We start from the raw sequence: 16251 nt of genomic DNA, 5'->3' as shown, positions 1-16251 counted from the left end.
CAGACTGAGGTGCCGGCTTTCCTGTGGGGCAAAACTCGGGCTGGGTTTTGCCCCCGGTGCACCGGGGGCAAAAGTGGGCGCGGGTTTTGCCCCCACGGAAAGCGGGGACGGCCCACGCGACTGCCTGCTACCCTCTGCGCTTGCGAAAATGCCCGCGAATTGGCTTTCCTCGGCGGAGGTGGCCAGGTATCCAGATTTCCTCCCGTGGAGCAGCTTCCAGAGTGTGGCGCCTCGTGTCGCGGAGGTCAATCACAGTCGGTGCCGGCGGCAACGACTTGACGCGTTGGATGTTGTGGCCCTCGAAGGCCCGCACCATGTGCTCCAGCAGCTCAGCCTCAAGGCCCAGGCTGAGAGCCTCATCCCGCCAGTGGGACACGGCCTCGGCGACAAGCTGCAGCCTGCCGATGGCCTGATCCCGTGTCAGCCTGAACACGTCCACATACTCAAGGAGGTCGCGAACATCCCTGTCGTACGGGCTCCCCCCAGGGACCAAGGGAGTATCCGATGCGCCGGTTGGCATAGGGTTTACATCGAACGACGGCGACAGCCTCCACCCGTTGTCGGTGCGGAGCAGTCCATGGTTCCGCATGTGGTCGTCGGTGTTGTTGACCATGGCGCCGAAGGCAGCGCGACTGAACATTTCGTTGGCGTCCTGCACCGGTGCGCCCGAAATTCGTGCGATTTCGCCAGCGATCCTTACATAATCAGGATGCGCATAGGTATCCACTTGCAGCGTTGACCTCATGCTCATATACGGGATTCGAAGATCCCCGGAGCGGTCGAATCGACGAGTCAGGAAAATGTGTGAGTGTTCGGTCAACGGCAGGAGCCTTGATGCCTGCACTTTGATACCCGCGCGTTTCTGAAGCCTGATGGCCACCATTTCCCATACCTGCGGATTGCCCGAGCCGGAGCCAAGTGGAAACTTGGCTAGCAGCATGGACCCGTCGGAGTCGCGCACCCATGCCTTTGGCTGGGCGCCGCCGGGAGAAGAACCGGCCCCCAAGAGCATGGAATTCTCCTCGTCAACATAACCTGTCTCGGCAAACACCCTTGCTTCAACAGCGAGCGCCTCGAGGTCGCGAACGCCGGCCCTTTTCCCCCATGACGACAAGAATTCCCCGTTTTCCCGGAATCGCAAGGCTCCTTGACGGGTTTCGTCATTGACCATCAGCAGGTAACCGGCCTCGCTCAGGTTCTGTAGGCCTGTGCCCTTGGTTCTTGCTTGCTGTCGCAATTCCTCGAAAAGCAGCTTCCGGCCCCAGGCATCGGGTGCGGCATCCTGAAATGACCCGAAAATCATCCTGCCGAGGGTGGGGTGTTGCCGGCCGCGCATGAGAGGCAATTCCGGCGAGAGCTCGAAGGAACCAGCACTGGAAATCCAGGTGTCAGCATAGGAAAACGACATGTGTTCAAGCGGGGACAGCTGGTCCGACTCAATCTCCAACGTTCCGGCCGGGGTCTCGTTGACCAGGACCTCAATCCTGCGGATTGACCTACGGGCCATCAAGTCCTCCTCGGGGCGCGTTGGCGATTGAGGAGATGGGCACGGGCGCGGCCCAGATCGCTGTTCAGGGGATCTGTGGCCTGGATGATGTCTTCAGCGATGCCCAGCACGGAGGCAACAGTCATAAGGTGTTCCACTTTGCCGCCCTCTCCCGCTTCAAGGCGCATCAAGGTGGCCCGGGAGATGTTGGCTCTTTCGGCGACAAGCTCCTGGGGCAGGCCCAAAATGATTCTGCGGGCCTTCAAGTTGGCCCCGAGTCGCACTGTTTCCAGCATGCAGCCTCCTATAATGTAGCTATTTTCGCACGTTAATGGAGGTACTTCAATGCTTTAGCTACTTTAGCCGGCGTAGACGCCTAGAGCGCCCCGCCAAGCCCGCCAAGCCCGCCAAGCCCACCAAGCCCGCCAGGCCAGCCAGCCCAGCCCGCCCAACGCCTACCCCCGCCTAAACCGCCCAAACATCGGGTCCACGGTGTCCGGGTCAATGTTCAGCAGCCCGGCCACCTGCTCAATGAGCACCTCGTGCACCAGCTCGCGGACCTGCGCGGGGGTGTCGCACAGGGCCTCCACGGGGTGTCGGTAAATGACGATCACCGCATGCCCCACCAATGGAGAGGCAGGCGTGTACTTGCCCAGCGGCGCCTGCGAACGGGAGGCAACCAATTCCTCCAGCTTGTCCGGCACCTCCTCCACCAGGTACTCCACATCCGCCAGCTGCGCGCTCCACAGCTCCCGGAGCCGCTCGGCGGAATCCACCACCAGGTCCTCAAACTTTTCAGCGCGCGTCCGCGATCCGGGCAGCCCGGGCAGCATGATGGAGCCCCGCAATCCGCGCCCGTGGCGGTTGCGCCGGCGCTGAGCAAACGGCCGCACGGGCAGCGCGTCGCCGTCGTGGAACGTAACGCTAAAACCGGGCTCCGGCGTGTTGTGCTGCATCATTTCACTCTAGTTCACTCCGGCCGAGTGAGCCGTTGGGGGCAAACGGGCCAAAAGGCGGGTAATCTTGGGAATCGTGGGAACCCTTCGTCAATGCACCCGATCAGCCTGCCGCGAGTCGGCCGTGGCCACCCTGACGTACGTGTATGCCGATTCCACCGCAGTCCTGGGCCCCCTGGCCACCTTCGCCGAGCCCCACTGCTACGACCTCTGCTCCAAGCACTCCGCCCGCCTCACCGTCCCGCTGGGCTGGGAAGTGATCCGCCTGGCGCGCTCGGACACCCCTCCGGGCCCCGGCCCTGACGACCTCCTGGCCCTGGCCGACGCCGTCCGTGAGGCCGCCGCAGAACCGGACGACGACGGTCCCCAGGCCCAGCGCGAACCCCGCGGTTTGCTGGAGCGCCCCACCGCAGACCCCGGCGGCTCCCGCCAATCCAGCGGGCGCCGCGGACACCTCCACATCCTGCGGGACTAGCCCCGCAATAGCTCCGGCAACGCCCGGCAGGCGGACAAGCTCCCGGAACCACCCCCTCGACGAGAAGAGATGACGATGGCGAAAATCAGCGACGAACTCCTGTCCGTGCTGCGCTGCCCCGTGACCGGCTCCACCCTGGTCCAGGAGGGCGCGGAGCTGGTCAGCACGCAGCCCGGCCCCGACGGGAAGCCGCTGCGCTACAGCGTCGAGGAGGGCATCCCCCTGCTGCTGCGCCCCGAGCAGCTCGCCTAGCCGGCAGCCCGCCCCGGCAGCTCGCCTGACGAGCAGCCCCCCGGCAGCCACCGGCCTAAAACCACCAAGCCAGCCAGCACAGTCCAGCACAGTAAGGACCCGCCATGAGCACCGCCTCCACCCTCAGCCCGGCAGACTACAAGGTCGCTGACATCACCCTGGCCGCGGCCGGCCGGCACCAGATCCGCCTGGCCGAGTTTGAGATGCCGGGCCTGATGAGCCTGCGCGAGGAATACAAGGACAGCCAGCCGCTCAAGGGCGCCCGCATTGCCGGCTCCCTGCACATGACCGTGCAAACGGCGGTCCTGATCGAGACGCTCACGGCGTTGGGCGCCGAGGTCCGCTGGGCGTCCTGCAACATCTTCTCCACGCAGGATGAGGCGGCCGCTGCCATCGTGGTCGGCAACGGCACGCCGGAGAACCCCCAGGGCGTGCCTGTTTTCGCCTGGAAAGGCGAGTCCCTGGAGGAATATTGGTGGACGGCCCAGCAGATCCTCACCTGGCCCGGCGCCGCGAAGAACCCCAAAAAGGGCGCCAACATGATCCTGGACGACGGCGGCGACGCCACCATGCTGGTCCACAAGGGCGCCGAGTTTGAAGCCGCCGGGGCAGTCCCGGACGCCACGGACGCGGACTCCGAAGAGGGCAAGATCTTCCTCGAGGCTCTCCGCAAGTCACTCAAGGCGGACAAGCAGAAGTGGACGCGCATTGCCGCGCAGATCCACGGCGTCACGGAGGAAACCACCACGGGCGTGCACCGCCTGTACCAGCTGGCCGCCGAGGGCAAGCTGCTGTTCCCGGCCATCAACGTCAACGACTCCGTCACCAAGTCCAAGTTCGACAACAAGTACGGCATCCGCCACTCCCTGCCGGACGGCCTCATGCGCGCCACGGATGTTCTCCTGGGCGGAAAGGTCGCCGTCGTCTGTGGCTATGGCGACGTCGGCAAAGGCGCGGCCGAGGCGCTGCGGGGGCAGGGATCGCGCGTGATTGTCACCGAGATCGACCCCATCTGCGCGCTGCAGGCCGCCATGGACGGCTACCAGGTGGCCCGGCTGGAATCGGTCATCGGCCAGGGCGACATCTTCGTCACCACCACCGGCGGCCTGGGCATCATCTCCGCGGCGGACATGCTGAAGATGAAGAACAAGGCCATTGTGGGCAACGTGGGCCACTTCGACAACGAGATCGACATGGCCGGCCTGGCCAAGATCGACGGCGTCGAAAAGGTGGAGATCAAGCCGCAGGTGCACGAGTGGGTCTTCGACAAGGGCACAGCGCAGGAGCGCTCCATCATTGTGCTCTCCGAGGGGCGCCTGCTGAACCTGGGCAACGCCACGGGCCACCCGTCGTTCGTCATGAGCAACTCCTTCACCAACCAGGTCATTGCGCAGATCGAGATTTTCTCCAAGCTGGGCACGGATGAATACCAAAAGCAGGTGTACGTGCTGCCGAAGATCCTGGATGAGAAGGTGGCGCGCCTGCACCTGGCCGCCCTCGGCGTGGAGCTGACCGAGCTCACGGCAGAGCAGGCCGCGTACCTGGACCTGGACCCGGCCGGCCCGTACAAGCCCGGCCACTACCGGTACTAGGCCATGGCGGACTGGCAGGAAATCGGCCCGCTCAGCCGCACCCTGCGCGCGGACAATCCCGGCCCTATGACCCTGGACGGCACCAACAGCTACGTGCTCGGTGCCCCGGGGGCCGGCGTCGTGGTGGTTGATCCGGGCCCGCAGCTGGAGGGACACCTGTCGGCGCTGGCCGCGGCGGGGCGGGTGGAGCTGGTCCTCATCACGCACCACCACGCCGACCACACGGAGGGCAGCGCGCGGCTCCACGAGCTCACGGGCGCGCCGGTCCGCGCCGTCCGCCCCGAGCACTGCCACTCGGGGGAGCCCCTGCGCGGCGGCGAGCTGATCCGGGCGGCGGGCCTGGACATTGAGGTGCTGGCCACCCCCGGCCACACCTCGGACTCGGTGTGCTTTTTCCTGAAGAACGACGGCGCCCACGGCTCGGTCTTGACAGGAGACTCGGTCTTGGGCCGGGGGACCACGGTGCTTGACTACCCGGACGGCCGGCTGGGGGACTACCTCGGGTCGCTGGAGCAGCTGCGGGTGCTGGGCTCCGCGGGCGGTCCGGTCACGGTGCTGCCCGGCCACGGCCCGGTGCTTCCGGATCTGGCCGCCGCGGCGTCGGCCTACCAAGCCCACCGGATGGAGCGGCTGGAGCAGGTGCGCGGTGCGCTGGCTTCCTTGCGTTCGGAAAGCGGCGCGGAGCCATCTGCGGCGGACATTGTGGCCGTGGTCTACGGCGACGTCCCGGCGAACGTGCTCGGCGCGGCGGAACTATCCGTTCAGGCGCAGCTGGAGTATTTGCGGGGCTGAATCGCAAGCCTTCACTGGATTTCCGATCCGGATGGCCACGTTGTGTAGCCGAGGCGCCGCTCAGCCTTGTAGGGGCGGTAGGCGACAGCACAGACCGCCACCGCATATGCACATAGGGCCAAGAAGACAGACATCGGAATCCATAGCAATAGCCAGGGCGTTGGATGGATTCCGCGCCCGATGATGGCGAAAATCAGGCTTACGACGAATGCGATGATTATCGCTTTCAACGCGCGATTGATTTTTCCCCTATAGGATCCCGCGCTGGGCTGCACAGGTTGCCTGGCCCATTCCGTCGGCGGGACCACCCGGACAGTGTTCATTTTCAGCATCCTACTCCGCCGGCTGGTCAGGCGGTCTCGATATTGGATTTGCCCTTCGGCATTGTGACGGCCGCCGACTTCCGGGTGAAGATCCTTGGAGAAAAATTCTCGCTATTGTCCGCACTGGCCGCGAGGATCCAACGATGGCGGTTGTTCCATGTGCCGGGCTGGTGTCGCGGTGCTCATTCGTCGTCCCGGAATCAGGGGAGATCTCCCGGCTGCGGAGTATTTTTCTGATTCTCTGTCCGGAAAAGGCTCATTTACGCTGATCGCACCGCGACAACCGCAGCGCCCTGTAGCTGGCGATCAGGGAGGAATTCCCTTCAGTGGTGAAGTAGCCTACGTTGACGCCGGCAACATGATCGATGTTGTCTGGGTCAGTGACGAGGCTTGCCACCCTTGTTGAGACCGGATAGACGTTTCTCGAAGGCGTCCACTATCGCCTGTTTTCACGGTCCTTGGGTGTTGAAGTTTCGGACCTTGATGGCCATGTCGTGTAACCCAAACGGCGCTCAGCTCTATAGGGGCCCAAGGCGAAGCTGCCCACGATCATGAGGGAGATGCATGATGCAATGAAGGCAGAAAGCGGAACCCAGAGCATCCAGGCTGAGCGTGGATGAGTATTCCGGCCAACAATGGCAAACACCACCACAACCGCCAACAAGATGAGGATGACCTTGATGGTCTGATTGCATTTGAGCCAATAGGATCCCGCGGTGGGCTGGATTGGTTGACTGCCCCACTCGGCACGGGGTATTTTACGAATCGATTCCACCTTCCCCACCTTAATTCATCGCGTAATCGCCAGTTGTGGCAAGCCGTATGAGAACTACGGTCTGAATGATCAAACGATCCGCTATCCGCAATCTACGACGGTTGAGGCCAGCCACGGATATGGGCTCACGGCAAGGCGACGGGGCTTGCCAGGGGACCTGTTCGACTCCGCCTTGCGATACCCTACGAATCACTAGGCTGCTTCAAAGCCTGAATTTGCCTGACGTGACTCATGAAATGACTTCTTCCTGATCAGTCGGCGGCTGGACCAGCAATTTATACCAGGGCCAGTGGTCGATGATTCGGAACGTACCGTAACCGGTGCAAGGCCACCAGCACCGCTATAGATGGCCAAGAATCGTTGCGATGTAGGCCGCAAGTAGGACGTAGCCGATCATATAAACAAGCGTGTAGGGCCACCTCGTCATTTCCCTCTGACTGACTGGAAGTCCGCGGCGTCCGCGGCCGCTAGCCCGTACCATCCGCAAATCTGCCGCTCGAGTCCGGTAGAGGAAAAGCGACGCTAGAAATAGTGCTGCCGCGGCGAATCCCAACACGGGAATTCCCACGAATCCCGTGGCTAGGGGAAGCGTAGCCGCGATAAGGCAAAGCAAGGCAATGCAGACGACGTTGATGATTCCGAGCAGGTTGTCCATTCTTGAGTTTCGTTTCAGCGGAGCCCTGTACCTCCCCCAGTAGGCAATGGACCATCCGGCTAGGACAACGAAGACACCGATCAGCAGCCTGCTCATTGGCAAAAATTCCTCGAATAGCTGTATGCGGTCATGCATCCTCCAGTCGCTTCATCAGCCCTGCGTCGTGGGTCATCACAAAGTCGAACGAGTCATGGATGTCCTGCCTTCGCCCGGCCCTTCGCAATACCAGTTCAGCGCCCTGCAACAGCAAGGCCGACTTGGAGATGTGCTGCTCGGCTGCCAGGGCGTTGAGCTGCCGGTCGATCTCGTCCGGGATCCTCAGGTTCATGTCCATACTTGACCATACCGAGGCGGTACCGAATTATGAAGCAAGTTTTGCGGAGTCAATCCTGAACCGTCCATGGCCCCGCCCATAGCCCGGGGGATACCCTGAGAACCAGACATGTCGCCGGTTGGCGGGACGATTGGGGAAAAGCATTGGGAACGAACGCGCCGCCGCAAAGAAATGTGGCGATATTTTTGGACATGGAGAACCTGCGGGGCGGTGTTCCCGGCAATGTGGCCGGTGTCCACATCGGCGAGTTCGTCCGCGGAATTGAGCAGGCCGTCCGCGTTGGTGGCCTCGGGTCAAAAACGGCACTTGTTCGGGCCTACGCGAACTGGGGCAGGCCTGAAATGCAGGCCTACAGCCATGAATTGCTGGAGCACGGCATCGAGCCCGTCCAGATATTCTCCTTTGACAAGAACATCAAAAATGCCGCGGACATCGAACTCTGCGTCGACGTCCTGGCCGTGGCTCATGACTCGCCGTGGATCGAGGTGTTCGTCATCGCCAGCGGAGACGGCGGCTTTGTTCCGCTCATCAGGCGCCTCCACCACCTCAACAAATATGTCATCGTGGCGTCGACCAACCTCCCTGGCGCCGGAATCGTCAACGCCCTCCTCAAGTCGGTAGCCGACGAGTACCACCAGATCCCCATCACCGGGCCCGCCGCTGCGGTTTCGCCGGTGGCCACGGCACCTACTACAAGCACGACGGCGAAAAGCCTCGTGGCCGCCAAGAAACCCCAGCAGGGGAAGAAGAAAAAGAAGCCAGTGGTCGCGCCAATCCCCAAGACGGTGCACACAGTGGCACCGCCACTGCTTGTCCGTGTTTCATCCCGCGATGAATACCTGGCGGCAGTTCGTGGGCTCTTCGCTGACGGCGACCTGGGGCGGGCGGTCATTGCGGGTCGATCCGAAGGCAAGAAACTCAGCTTCGTCGGCACCGCCCTCAAGGATTCCATTGAGGGCTTTTCGAAGGAGGAAGCGGGATTTCCCTACCTTCAGTTGGTTCTTCTGCATGCGTTGGGAACAACCGACTATCGACTCGTGAACCTTGGTGAAAAAGTTCTCGCTGTTGTCCACGCCGACCATGTGGATGCGACGATGACGGTTGTCCCAAGTACCGGGCGTGAACCACCCGTTACAAATGGCGCGGGTGCATAGAGGGGCATCGTGAAGAAGTTAGTGGGCCTCATTCTGGTTGCGGTCATCGTAGTCTTCGGGGCCGGTGTCGCGTCGATAATGGCCGTTTGGTCTGCCGAGAACAAGGTGACCGACGACTTTGTCGCGCGAGTCAACCGGTTTGCCATTCCCCCTAGCTGGACGCAACTATCGGAAATCGTTCGCGGGGAGCAATTTTTGTGCATGTCCACCAATCCCTGTCCCAGCATGAGCCGCCGATGGAGCACGGACATTGAGTTCACCCCGTCTGACTTGCTCGCCATTGCGTTCCCGGCCGGCATCACGCTGAAAGTTGACAGCACTTGCCAGCGACAGATCAATGTTGGCGGAGTCACGCCCGTCTGTACAGGCACAGGGAACGATGGCAAATACGTCTACTATTTGACCGCGGTCAGCCCCGGCGTGGGTGAAAAGCAGGAGCTTGTCTTGAACGTCGAGCCGTTGCAGTAGCTTCTCCGGTAGGCCTGCCGCGCGTCGATGTCTGGCGCGTCGACTCAAATGTGGACTCAAATGTCGTGAGGAGTTAATATCTTAGGAAACGAAAAAACGAAAAAAACGAACGCGTTTACGAAGGTGATTTTCGATGGGCAACGCCACATCAACGAGAGAGACATTCTTCGCTCCGGAGCCTGCGGACGCGAGGGATTTCTACAACTTCATCGAGGCCCATGCCGAGGCAAACACATCCCGCCGTGGTCCGCTGTTCGTTCTCTCGGGGGCCGAGGCGGCTGATCGGGTTGAGATTCCATCCGAAATCTTTGAGGTCTTGGTCAAGGCTGCGGATGCCATGTGTCACGGCATGGCTGTGACGGTCACGCCGCGTTCAAATACCCTGACAACGCAGCAAGCGGCAGAACTCCTGGGGGTGACTCGACCAACGCTGGTCCGTTTTCTTGACGCAGGTCGAATTCCGTTCGAGAAGCCCGGGACGCATCGACGGGTCAAGCTTGAAGACATTCTTGCATTTAAGGAGATCCGCAAGGTGGAGCAATATGCGGCGCTTGCCTCCCTTGGTGCACCGGATGATGAGGATCCACACAGTGCACTCCAAAGAATGAAGAAGGCGCACTCAGTGGCGGGCCGCCGTCGGCGATAAGCCGGCCGCCAGCGGGGCGTCGGCGGTCGAGGTGCTGGCCAAGCCTGATCGCAGATCCGTGTGATGTTTCTGCACCAAATTGATAAGCGGCTTGGCGCTGCCCTCTTTGTAAAACCCTTCCTGGCGCCGGTAATCGCAGCTTCAGCGCACAGGGCTCGAATTGAACGATATTGTATCGTTTTTGCGGGCAATCAGCCCTTCAATCTCGTTAGAAAGCGCAACGCGGCCTCCAGGGGCAAAGGAGAATGCTGCGGTCTGGCCGTTAAAATTGTCGCTAGTTAGACGGCGGTTCTCAGCCGCATTCCAATCGCTCAGATCTTGGTACACATCCAAGGCGACGCGATGCGTGACCAATGCACCTACGGCGTGGGCATACCTGCGGATAGTCGACAATTTGGGGTCATTGCCTGGATGTTCGAAGGCAGCCACCGTCGCCTGAGATATGCCCAGTCGATCGGCGACGTCTTGTTGGGTGATGTTTTGCGCTTTTCTTAGCATGATCAAACTTGCCACGAATTCCAAGTCGTTCGACGCCAGCAGCTCGGCCCGCTGCATGGAGCGAGACTCGGGGTCAATCCCGTGTCGAGCCTTCAGCCTTTCAGTCATATCGCTCATAGATTCAAGTCTATAATCACGGCTATCAGGGGTCAACACATTTTGCGTGACAGCTGTGGCCTACCAGTCTGGGATCGCCCAGCCATTCGCGGGTTCTTCCAGCGTGGTAACGATTTGCTGCCTTCGACATTTGCTGGTTTTGGCGCATCCTGATCTGGGCTTCTGAGCCGGTGACATCTTTGAAGTGTGCCTTGAGCCCCAACAGGAGTTTCGGAAAATCTTGAGGCTCGGCGTAGTAGATCCTGAACGGTTGGCTGCCGAACGTGAAACGAATTTCCCAAATCTCTGGGTCCACATTCACAGGTTTATGCTCTTTGAGCGGTGAGAGCTCACCGTGCTCGGCCCTATCAACCAAAGCGCCCACTTCGGCCAGTCGAAGTTCAACCTCATACATCGTCAGGGTTGGGTCTGCGACGATTTCATCGATTTCGTCATCAATCTGATTGACGCCGTGCTCACATCTATAGTCATCCCATTCATACGGACCGGGAGGCGTGGTGGCGCGGGCGGCTTCTTCGCGCGAAACCCGTCTCATTGCGATGCCGGTGAACTCTGAATTGGTAGCAACAAGTCGTTCATGATGCTGATCCTAGTCAAGGGAGCGACAGGTCGATAGGCCACGCAGCATACAAGGCAATCCAACCCCTTTACCCAACCGTGACGGTGTCGTTGCGGCATCCTGACACGGACCGCGCAGGGCATGCCGTAAAATTGTGGACTAAGCCGTGCCTGACACGTGCCGTCACCGTGGAATTACTCCACCGAATTGGGAGCATGCATGCCTAGTCTGGACCAGCCCAAGAAGCCTCGCAGGGCCTTGAAGGTCACTTTGGTCGCCGTCATTGCCCTGGCAATTGCTGGCGGCGGCGTCGGTGCTGCCACCGCAAAGGACTGGATGCCCACGGCGGCAGCCAAGAACCAGCCCACGCAGCAGCAGGCCACGGCAACGGCAAGCGCCACCCCCACACCCACGGCACTCCCAGTCAGCTTGGCTGTCTCTCCCAAGACCGGCGCCACGTTCTACAACCCGGCGGAGCCAGTCTCGGCAACGGCGCAGAACGGCACCGTCTACAGTGCCATCCTGAAGGAAACGGACACCGGCGCCACCACGGACGGCGAGCTTTCCGCCGGTGACACCAAGTGGACCAGCACCGCGCCCCTGAACTTCAACACGAATTACACCTTCGACGTCACCACCAAGGACGCCGACGGCAAAATGAACACCACGGTGAGCACCTTCACCACGGTGCCGCCGTCGAACGAGGCAGACCTGGTCATGTTCCCGCAGGGCGGGTCCCAGGTGGGCGTCGCCCAGCCCATCCAGTTCACCTTCAGCGAGCCGGTCACCAACAAGGAAGCCGTGGAGAAGGCCATCTCCATCACTGCATCCTCCGGCCAGAAGGGCGCCTTCCGCTGGTACTCGGACACCCTGCTGCGTTACCGCGCCGCGGACTTCTGGGCCGCCAACAGCACCATCAAGGTGGACATGAAGCTCTTCGGCGTTGACTTCGGCAACGGCCAGATCGGCAACTTCAACAAGACCAACGTGGTCCAGATCGGCAACAAGGTGGAAATGGTGGCGGACGCCGTCAACCACCAGGCCAGCATCTACATCAACGGTGCGCTGGTCAAGCAGTACCCGGTGACCATGGGTGACGAGCGCTTCCCCTCCGCCTCCGGCTACCTCGTCATCCTGGCGGACAAGCAGCGCTACGCAACCTTCGTGGCCTCCACCATCGGCCTCAAGCCCGGCGACCCGGCGGACTATGGCAAGGTGGACGTCCAGTACGCCACCCGCCTCACGCCCAGCGGCGAATTCATCCACCAGGCCACGGACAACGCCCTCTCCTACCTGGGCACCGGCAACATCTCCCACGGCTGCATCGGCATGTCGCACGAAGGTGCCGGCTGGGTGTTCAACAACATGACCACCGGCGACCTCGTCAAGGTGGTGGGCAGCCCCAATGAAACCATTGCCCCCACCGACGGCTTCGGCGACTGGAACATCCCCTTCGCCCAGTACGCACACCGGTAACGTTCCCCCGGACGGCGGAGTCCATGACGTAGGCTCAGCCCTATGATCACTGAACTTTCGCGGTTGTGGGGCCACTCCCCGGTGGCGTTCTGGCTGGTGCTCCTGGCCGGGCTGTACTACCTGGTCATGGCCGCCAGGCTCACCGTGATCGACATCCAGCACCAGCTGCTGCCCAACCGGATCGTGTTTCCTTCCGCCGGCATTGCGGGCGTGCTGCTGCTTTCGGCCAGCCTGTTCATGCTCGACGGCGGCGCGGCCGTGCGTACCGTCCTCGGGGGAGTGGTCCTCTGGGCCGTGTACGTGGTGCTGCGGCTCGTGTACCCGGCCGGCATGGGCTACGGCGACGTGAAGCTGGCGTTCGTGCTAGGGCTGTACCTGGGGTTCGTCAGCTGGTCCGCCGTGCTGTGGGGGACGTTCCTGGCGTTCGTGCTGGCCGCCATTTGGGGGCTAGTGCTCATGGCCCTGCGACGCGGGAACGGCAAGACCCAGATCCCGTTTGGGCCCTTTATGCTGGTGGGGGCGCTGGGGATGCTGGTGTTTGGTTAGCCGTGAGTATCCCGGAAATTCCTCTGTTCGCAGTTCTTCCTGATTCGGCCGACTCCAGGCTGCTGGTCGACCTAACCAGTCACGCCACTGATCTGTCTGAAGCCTTACACACTCTCCAATCGGCATTTGACTCGGGGGAGGACAGCGTTCTCTGGTTCCCACTGACCATGCATGCGGTCACCGCCTACGTCCGCCCGTTCATTCATTCAAATGTCCGGGATCGGCTGGACCAGATGACTGAGTTCCCGGGCATCCCAGCAGAGTTGCAGTCGATTCACGACACAATCCGCAAGTACCGAAACACAACTGTCGCCCACTCCCAGTCCGATCTCGCGATGCCGGTTGCGGTCGCGCTGCTTGACAAGGACGGCAAAGTCCGAAGTGTCCAGGGATGGACTCTCTTGCAACCCATGCCCGGCGCCGTGGCCAAAAGCTTTGACCGTCTCATTTGCGCCATGGAGACAATCGTCGATGACGCCACGAAGCTCGTTGCCGAGAGGCTACGGGAGCGCCTGCGCAATGCTTCTCCGGAGGTGATTGCGGCATGGCCGAAGCCCGAGATATTGGCGGCGAGAGACCAAGAATTCAATGGTGCCCGGCGCCGCGTCCGCGAACCGCGGTTCACCAATTACTGGCGGATAGATAGTGAAATAATGCAGGAGGACACGCGTAGTGGTTCCGACGATTCCATCCCGGAACAATGAGCTTTGGGCGTCCGGGACGGGACTCCGAACAATATCGACTTCCCAATGGTTCCGGTCTGGTCTGAATACCTGGTGATGGCCACCCGGCTCACCGTGATCGATATTAGGCACCGGCTGCAGCCCAACCGGATCGTATTCCCTTCTGCTGGCATTTCCGGCGTGCTGCTGCTTTCGGCCAGCCTGTTCATGCTCGACGGCAGCGCTGTCGTGCGCACCGTTTTCGGGGGAGTGTTCCAGTGTTCTTCTGGGCGGTGTACGTGGTGCTTCGGCTCGTGTGCCGGCCGGCATGGGCTACGGCCATGTGAAGTCGGCCTTTGTGCTTGGCCTGTACCTGGGCATCGTCAGCTGGTCCGCAGTACTGTGGGGGACGTTCCTGGCGTTCGTTCTTGCAGCCGTGTGGGGTCTGGTGCTCATGGCCCTGCGATGCGGCAACAGGAAGACCCGGATCCCGTTCGGCCAGTTCACGCTGGTGGGCGCGCTGGGGATGCTGGTTTTCGGGTAGATCTTGCCCTGACATCTGAAACTAGATAAGTGGTTTGCAGTACTATACAAAGTTCGTTGGAATATCCCAACAGACGACTCTCGGTTTCCAATCAGCCGCCCAGGGCTCCGCCGCGGGTGAATATGCCAATTACGTTTATGACCGCCGGGCCCATTATGATAATGAACAAAGTTGGAAAGATGAACAATAGCAGGGGGAAAAGGACCAGGACGGGGAGCTTCATAGCTTTTTGTTCGGCACGCTGGCGGCGTTTGACACGCATCTGCTGTGCCTGGGTCCGGAGCACTTTGGCGATGCCAATGCCATAGATGTCAGCCTGGACAACGGCTCGGACAAAACTCTTCAATTCAGGTACTGTTGTTCGATCTGCCAACGCCTTATATGAGTCTCGCCTTGGTCGTCCCATTTGCATGTCCTGTAGGGTGCGCACCAGCTCTTCTGCCATTGGACCCTTGCCGTTGGCACCGGCGCGGGCCATGGAGCTTTCGAAGCCCAATCCTGCCTCAACGGAAATCAACATCTGATCCAACGTGTCCGGCAGTTCTAGCTGGATGGCCGTTTGACGTTCCTGGGCTTTGCTCCATATCAAGAGGTCGGGAATGAAATAGCCGAGAACAACGAGGAACAAACCTAACAAGACCATGGGCGGCCCGGGGCGAAGCATCACGAAAAGCAGCCCGACAGTCGCTCCGCCTAGACCCAAAAGTGGCTTGGCAACGAGCAGTCGTGGAAGCGGCATCGACGCGGGACGGCCTGCACGGGCCAGCAGCATGTCGAGCTTGGTCGTGTATCCCACGGGCGTGAATTTACGGGCAATTTCCAACATTCCGCGATCGCCAAAGGCCGGCGCAGATTGGCCCTGTCGTAAGACGCCGCGGCTGAGGTTGTTTCGGATGATCAGAGCAGACTTGGTATCTATACTCACAACGGCCCAAACGAGGTACGCCAGGGGCAACACGACAATTGCTATGAAGATCCAGGGAAGTGCAGTCATCTCAATTTCGCCTCTCAAAACTTGATCTGGACAATTTTGCGCATCCATAGGCCCCCGATGACCATCATGACGGCGCCGACGCCGAGCATTATCCAGCCCAGTACATGTGTTGTCAGGACGCCAATATACTTTGGGTTCACCAACATGAGCATGAGAGCCATACCAAAGGGAAGTGCCATGAGGATGATAGCGGAGAGCTTTCCCTCCGCGCTGAGGGCCTTGACCTGGGCTTTGATTTCGCTACGTTCGCGGATGGTTTCGCCAACGTGGTCCAGCACCTCGGCCAAATCGCCGCCGACCTCACGATTGATCTGGATGGCCTGGCCAATCCAGGCAAAATCCTCGCTCTTCATGCGACCTGCGGTGTCTGCAAGGGATGCCTGCAGGTCTCGGCCTATCCTGACTTCATTGACCACGCGCGCAAATTCTTCCGAAGACGGGGCGGGTGCTTCCTTGGCCGCTGCATCGATGGCCGCGGCCACGCTGTGCCCGGCCCGCAGCCCACCTGCGATAAGAAGGATGTTGTCGCCCAGTTGCTGGTCGAATTTGCTCCTTCGCCTGTCCGCGAGCAGAGCGAGCAATGCCCAGGCCCCTACCGGAGCAGCCAGGGCAAATAGAACCGCGAGTCCTGCGCTGCCAAGCAATTGTCCGATGAGCCCTAGAACAGCGGCGGCGGCAATGACCATAATGAGGTAGTTCGAAGGCGGCATGCGTAGCCCCGCGTCCTCGAGCTTCGAACGGCTGTAGGGACCGCCGCCAACTGTACGGTCAAGTACTGCGACCGTGGAATCGGTGAAGGCACCCAATGCGGACCTGCTGGTATTGCCAAACGGGCGTCGTCTGGCTGTCGGCACTGCGGACGTTCGTGGTTTTAGGATCACGAGCAGGACTACCAATATGGCGCCAATGCAAAACGTAAAACCGGCAATCGGAATGATGGGAGTCAC

The 16251-nt window shown here is 61.0% G+C and carries 21 protein-coding genes; 11 read left to right on the top strand and 10 right to left on the bottom strand.

Translation table 11 applies throughout. From position 1 onward, the window contains the following. Nucleotides 1-127 precede the first annotated feature (127 nt). The 3 genes from G6N77_RS09385 to G6N77_RS09375 all read right to left on the bottom strand — a co-directional run bounded on the left by G6N77_RS09385 (nucleotide 128) and on the right by G6N77_RS09375 (nucleotide 2442). Nucleotides 128-1507 carry a type II toxin-antitoxin system HipA family toxin gene (locus G6N77_RS09385; protein WP_165181828.1) on the bottom strand — a complete coding sequence of 460 codons (1380 nt, stop codon included), beginning with the start codon at nucleotides 1505-1507 and terminating at the stop codon, nucleotides 128-130. After that, nucleotides 1507-1782 carry a helix-turn-helix domain-containing protein gene (locus G6N77_RS09380; RefSeq protein WP_165181826.1) on the bottom strand — a complete coding sequence of 92 codons (276 nt, stop codon included), beginning with the start codon at nucleotides 1780-1782 and terminating at the stop codon, nucleotides 1507-1509. The genes G6N77_RS09385 and G6N77_RS09380 overlap by 1 nt, the downstream gene beginning before the upstream one ends. A gap of 159 nt (nucleotides 1783-1941) precedes the next feature. Then, the gene (locus G6N77_RS09375; protein ID WP_165181825.1) at nucleotides 1942-2442 is read right to left on the bottom strand and encodes a metallopeptidase family protein; all 501 of its coding nucleotides are present in this window, start codon (nucleotides 2440-2442) and stop codon (nucleotides 1942-1944) included. A gap of 76 nt (nucleotides 2443-2518) precedes the next feature. Here G6N77_RS09375 and G6N77_RS09370 point away from each other — a divergent pair, with 76 nt between their 5' ends. From G6N77_RS09370 to G6N77_RS09355, 4 genes are all read left to right on the top strand, one after another. Next, complete coding sequence (locus tag G6N77_RS09370) at nucleotides 2519-2917, top strand: DUF3499 domain-containing protein (protein WP_165181824.1); 399 nt, start codon at nucleotides 2519-2521, stop codon at nucleotides 2915-2917. Between the two features lie 75 nt (nucleotides 2918-2992). After that, complete coding sequence (locus G6N77_RS09365) at nucleotides 2993-3169, top strand: hypothetical protein (protein WP_165181822.1); 177 nt, start codon at nucleotides 2993-2995, stop codon at nucleotides 3167-3169. Between the two features lie 104 nt (nucleotides 3170-3273). Further along, nucleotides 3274-4761, top strand: coding sequence for an adenosylhomocysteinase (ahcY, locus tag G6N77_RS09360; RefSeq protein ID WP_165181820.1), 1488 nt, complete (start codon nucleotides 3274-3276; stop codon nucleotides 4759-4761). A 3-nt stretch (nucleotides 4762-4764) separates the two neighbouring features. Further along, on the top strand, nucleotides 4765-5553 hold the full coding sequence (locus tag G6N77_RS09355) for an MBL fold metallo-hydrolase (RefSeq protein ID WP_165181818.1): 789 nt from the start codon (nucleotides 4765-4767) through the stop codon (nucleotides 5551-5553). Nucleotides 5554-5564: 11 nt separating this feature from the next. Here the strand turns inward: G6N77_RS09355 and G6N77_RS09350 are convergent, their stop codons facing one another. From G6N77_RS09350 to G6N77_RS09340, 3 genes are all read right to left on the bottom strand, one after another. Next, nucleotides 5565-5876 (bottom strand): hypothetical protein, encoded by a 312-nt coding sequence (locus G6N77_RS09350; RefSeq protein WP_165181816.1) that lies wholly within the window; start codon nucleotides 5874-5876, stop codon nucleotides 5565-5567. Nucleotides 5877-6991: 1115 nt separating this feature from the next. Further along, on the bottom strand, nucleotides 6992-7402 hold the full coding sequence (locus tag G6N77_RS09345) for a hypothetical protein (RefSeq protein ID WP_165181814.1): 411 nt from the start codon (nucleotides 7400-7402) through the stop codon (nucleotides 6992-6994). Nucleotides 7403-7433: 31 nt separating this feature from the next. Next, complete coding sequence (locus G6N77_RS09340) at nucleotides 7434-7634, bottom strand: hypothetical protein (protein ID WP_165181813.1); 201 nt, start codon at nucleotides 7632-7634, stop codon at nucleotides 7434-7436. Nucleotides 7635-7813: 179 nt separating this feature from the next. On the opposite strand from G6N77_RS09340, the gene G6N77_RS09335 reads away from it, so the two are divergent. The 3 genes from G6N77_RS09335 (at nucleotide 7814) to G6N77_RS09325 (ending at nucleotide 9908) form a co-directional block, all read left to right on the top strand. Beyond that, nucleotides 7814-8794 carry an NYN domain-containing protein gene (locus G6N77_RS09335; protein WP_262454772.1) on the top strand — a complete coding sequence of 327 codons (981 nt, stop codon included), beginning with the start codon at nucleotides 7814-7816 and terminating at the stop codon, nucleotides 8792-8794. Nucleotides 8795-8803: 9 nt separating this feature from the next. Continuing rightward, nucleotides 8804-9262: a hypothetical protein gene (locus G6N77_RS09330; protein ID WP_165181809.1), complete on the top strand. Its 459-nt coding sequence runs from the start codon at nucleotides 8804-8806 to the stop codon at nucleotides 9260-9262. Nucleotides 9263-9395: 133 nt separating this feature from the next. Continuing rightward, a complete protein-coding gene (locus tag G6N77_RS09325; RefSeq protein ID WP_165181807.1) occupies nucleotides 9396-9908 on the top strand; it encodes a helix-turn-helix domain-containing protein in 513 nt (170 codons plus the stop codon). A gap of 141 nt (nucleotides 9909-10049) precedes the next feature. On the opposite strand, the gene G6N77_RS09320 is transcribed toward G6N77_RS09325, so the two are convergent. Further along, nucleotides 10050-10523, bottom strand: coding sequence for a helix-turn-helix domain-containing protein (locus G6N77_RS09320; RefSeq protein WP_165181805.1), 474 nt, complete (start codon nucleotides 10521-10523; stop codon nucleotides 10050-10052). Between the two features lie 25 nt (nucleotides 10524-10548). Then, a complete protein-coding gene (locus G6N77_RS09315) occupies nucleotides 10549-11058 on the bottom strand; it encodes a type II toxin-antitoxin system RelE/ParE family toxin (protein WP_165181803.1) in 510 nt (169 codons plus the stop codon). Nucleotides 11059-11301: 243 nt separating this feature from the next. On the opposite strand from G6N77_RS09315, the gene G6N77_RS09310 reads away from it, so the two are divergent. From G6N77_RS09310 to G6N77_RS09295, 4 genes are all read left to right on the top strand, one after another. Further along, nucleotides 11302-12558, top strand: coding sequence for a L,D-transpeptidase (locus tag G6N77_RS09310; protein ID WP_165181801.1), 1257 nt, complete (start codon nucleotides 11302-11304; stop codon nucleotides 12556-12558). Nucleotides 12559-12600: 42 nt separating this feature from the next. Further along, nucleotides 12601-13104: a prepilin peptidase gene (locus G6N77_RS09305; RefSeq protein ID WP_165181799.1), complete on the top strand. Its 504-nt coding sequence runs from the start codon at nucleotides 12601-12603 to the stop codon at nucleotides 13102-13104. A gap of 2 nt (nucleotides 13105-13106) precedes the next feature. Then, nucleotides 13107-13808: a hypothetical protein gene (locus G6N77_RS09300; RefSeq protein WP_165181797.1), complete on the top strand. Its 702-nt coding sequence runs from the start codon at nucleotides 13107-13109 to the stop codon at nucleotides 13806-13808. A gap of 274 nt (nucleotides 13809-14082) precedes the next feature. Next, nucleotides 14083-14310 carry an A24 family peptidase gene (locus G6N77_RS09295; protein WP_165181795.1) on the top strand — a complete coding sequence of 76 codons (228 nt, stop codon included), beginning with the start codon at nucleotides 14083-14085 and terminating at the stop codon, nucleotides 14308-14310. A 91-nt stretch (nucleotides 14311-14401) separates the two neighbouring features. On the opposite strand, the gene G6N77_RS09290 is transcribed toward G6N77_RS09295, so the two are convergent. After that, nucleotides 14402-15304: a type II secretion system F family protein gene (locus G6N77_RS09290; RefSeq protein WP_165181793.1), complete on the bottom strand. Its 903-nt coding sequence runs from the start codon at nucleotides 15302-15304 to the stop codon at nucleotides 14402-14404. Between the two features lie 14 nt (nucleotides 15305-15318). Next, nucleotides 15319-16251: a type II secretion system F family protein gene (locus tag G6N77_RS09285; RefSeq protein ID WP_306987376.1), complete on the bottom strand. Its 933-nt coding sequence runs from the start codon at nucleotides 16249-16251 to the stop codon at nucleotides 15319-15321.

It is taken from the genome of Arthrobacter silviterrae (genome assembly GCF_011045165.1).
Classification (GTDB): Bacteria; Actinomycetota; Actinomycetes; order Actinomycetales; family Micrococcaceae; genus Specibacter; species Specibacter silviterrae.
Note: the sequence above shows the minus strand (reverse complement) of the source record. Positions and strands in the feature narration are given on the sequence as shown.

What these genes read in the sequence shown, in the direction of transcription:
- G6N77_RS09290 (WP_165181793.1), bottom strand. Translation starts at nt 15,304, where the DNA reads ATGACTGCACTTCCCTGGATCTTCATAGCAATTGTCGTGTTGCCCCTG.
- G6N77_RS09380 (WP_165181826.1), bottom strand. Translation starts at nt 1,782, where the DNA reads ATGCTGGAAACAGTGCGACTCGGGGCCAACTTGAAGGCCCGCAGAATC.
- G6N77_RS09315 (WP_165181803.1), bottom strand. Translation starts at nt 11,058, where the DNA reads ATGAGACGGGTTTCGCGCGAAGAAGCCGCCCGCGCCACCACGCCTCCC.
- G6N77_RS09325 (WP_165181807.1), top strand. Translation starts at nt 9,396, where the DNA reads ATGGGCAACGCCACATCAACGAGAGAGACATTCTTCGCTCCGGAGCCT.
- G6N77_RS09365 (WP_165181822.1), top strand. Translation starts at nt 2,993, where the DNA reads ATGGCGAAAATCAGCGACGAACTCCTGTCCGTGCTGCGCTGCCCCGTG.
- G6N77_RS09385 (WP_165181828.1), bottom strand. Translation starts at nt 1,507, where the DNA reads ATGGCCCGTAGGTCAATCCGCAGGATTGAGGTCCTGGTCAACGAGACC.
- G6N77_RS09350 (WP_165181816.1), bottom strand. Translation starts at nt 5,876, where the DNA reads ATGAACACTGTCCGGGTGGTCCCGCCGACGGAATGGGCCAGGCAACCT.
- G6N77_RS09320 (WP_165181805.1), bottom strand. Translation starts at nt 10,523, where the DNA reads ATGAGCGATATGACTGAAAGGCTGAAGGCTCGACACGGGATTGACCCC.
- G6N77_RS09345 (WP_165181814.1), bottom strand. Translation starts at nt 7,402, where the DNA reads ATGAGCAGGCTGCTGATCGGTGTCTTCGTTGTCCTAGCCGGATGGTCC.
- ahcY (WP_165181820.1), top strand. Translation starts at nt 3,274, where the DNA reads ATGAGCACCGCCTCCACCCTCAGCCCGGCAGACTACAAGGTCGCTGAC.
- G6N77_RS09310 (WP_165181801.1), top strand. Translation starts at nt 11,302, where the DNA reads ATGCCTAGTCTGGACCAGCCCAAGAAGCCTCGCAGGGCCTTGAAGGTC.
- G6N77_RS09355 (WP_165181818.1), top strand. Translation starts at nt 4,765, where the DNA reads ATGGCGGACTGGCAGGAAATCGGCCCGCTCAGCCGCACCCTGCGCGCG.
- G6N77_RS09375 (WP_165181825.1), bottom strand. Translation starts at nt 2,442, where the DNA reads ATGCAGCACAACACGCCGGAGCCCGGTTTTAGCGTTACGTTCCACGAC.
- G6N77_RS09305 (WP_165181799.1), top strand. Translation starts at nt 12,601, where the DNA reads ATGATCACTGAACTTTCGCGGTTGTGGGGCCACTCCCCGGTGGCGTTC.
- G6N77_RS09340 (WP_165181813.1), bottom strand. Translation starts at nt 7,634, where the DNA reads ATGAACCTGAGGATCCCGGACGAGATCGACCGGCAGCTCAACGCCCTG.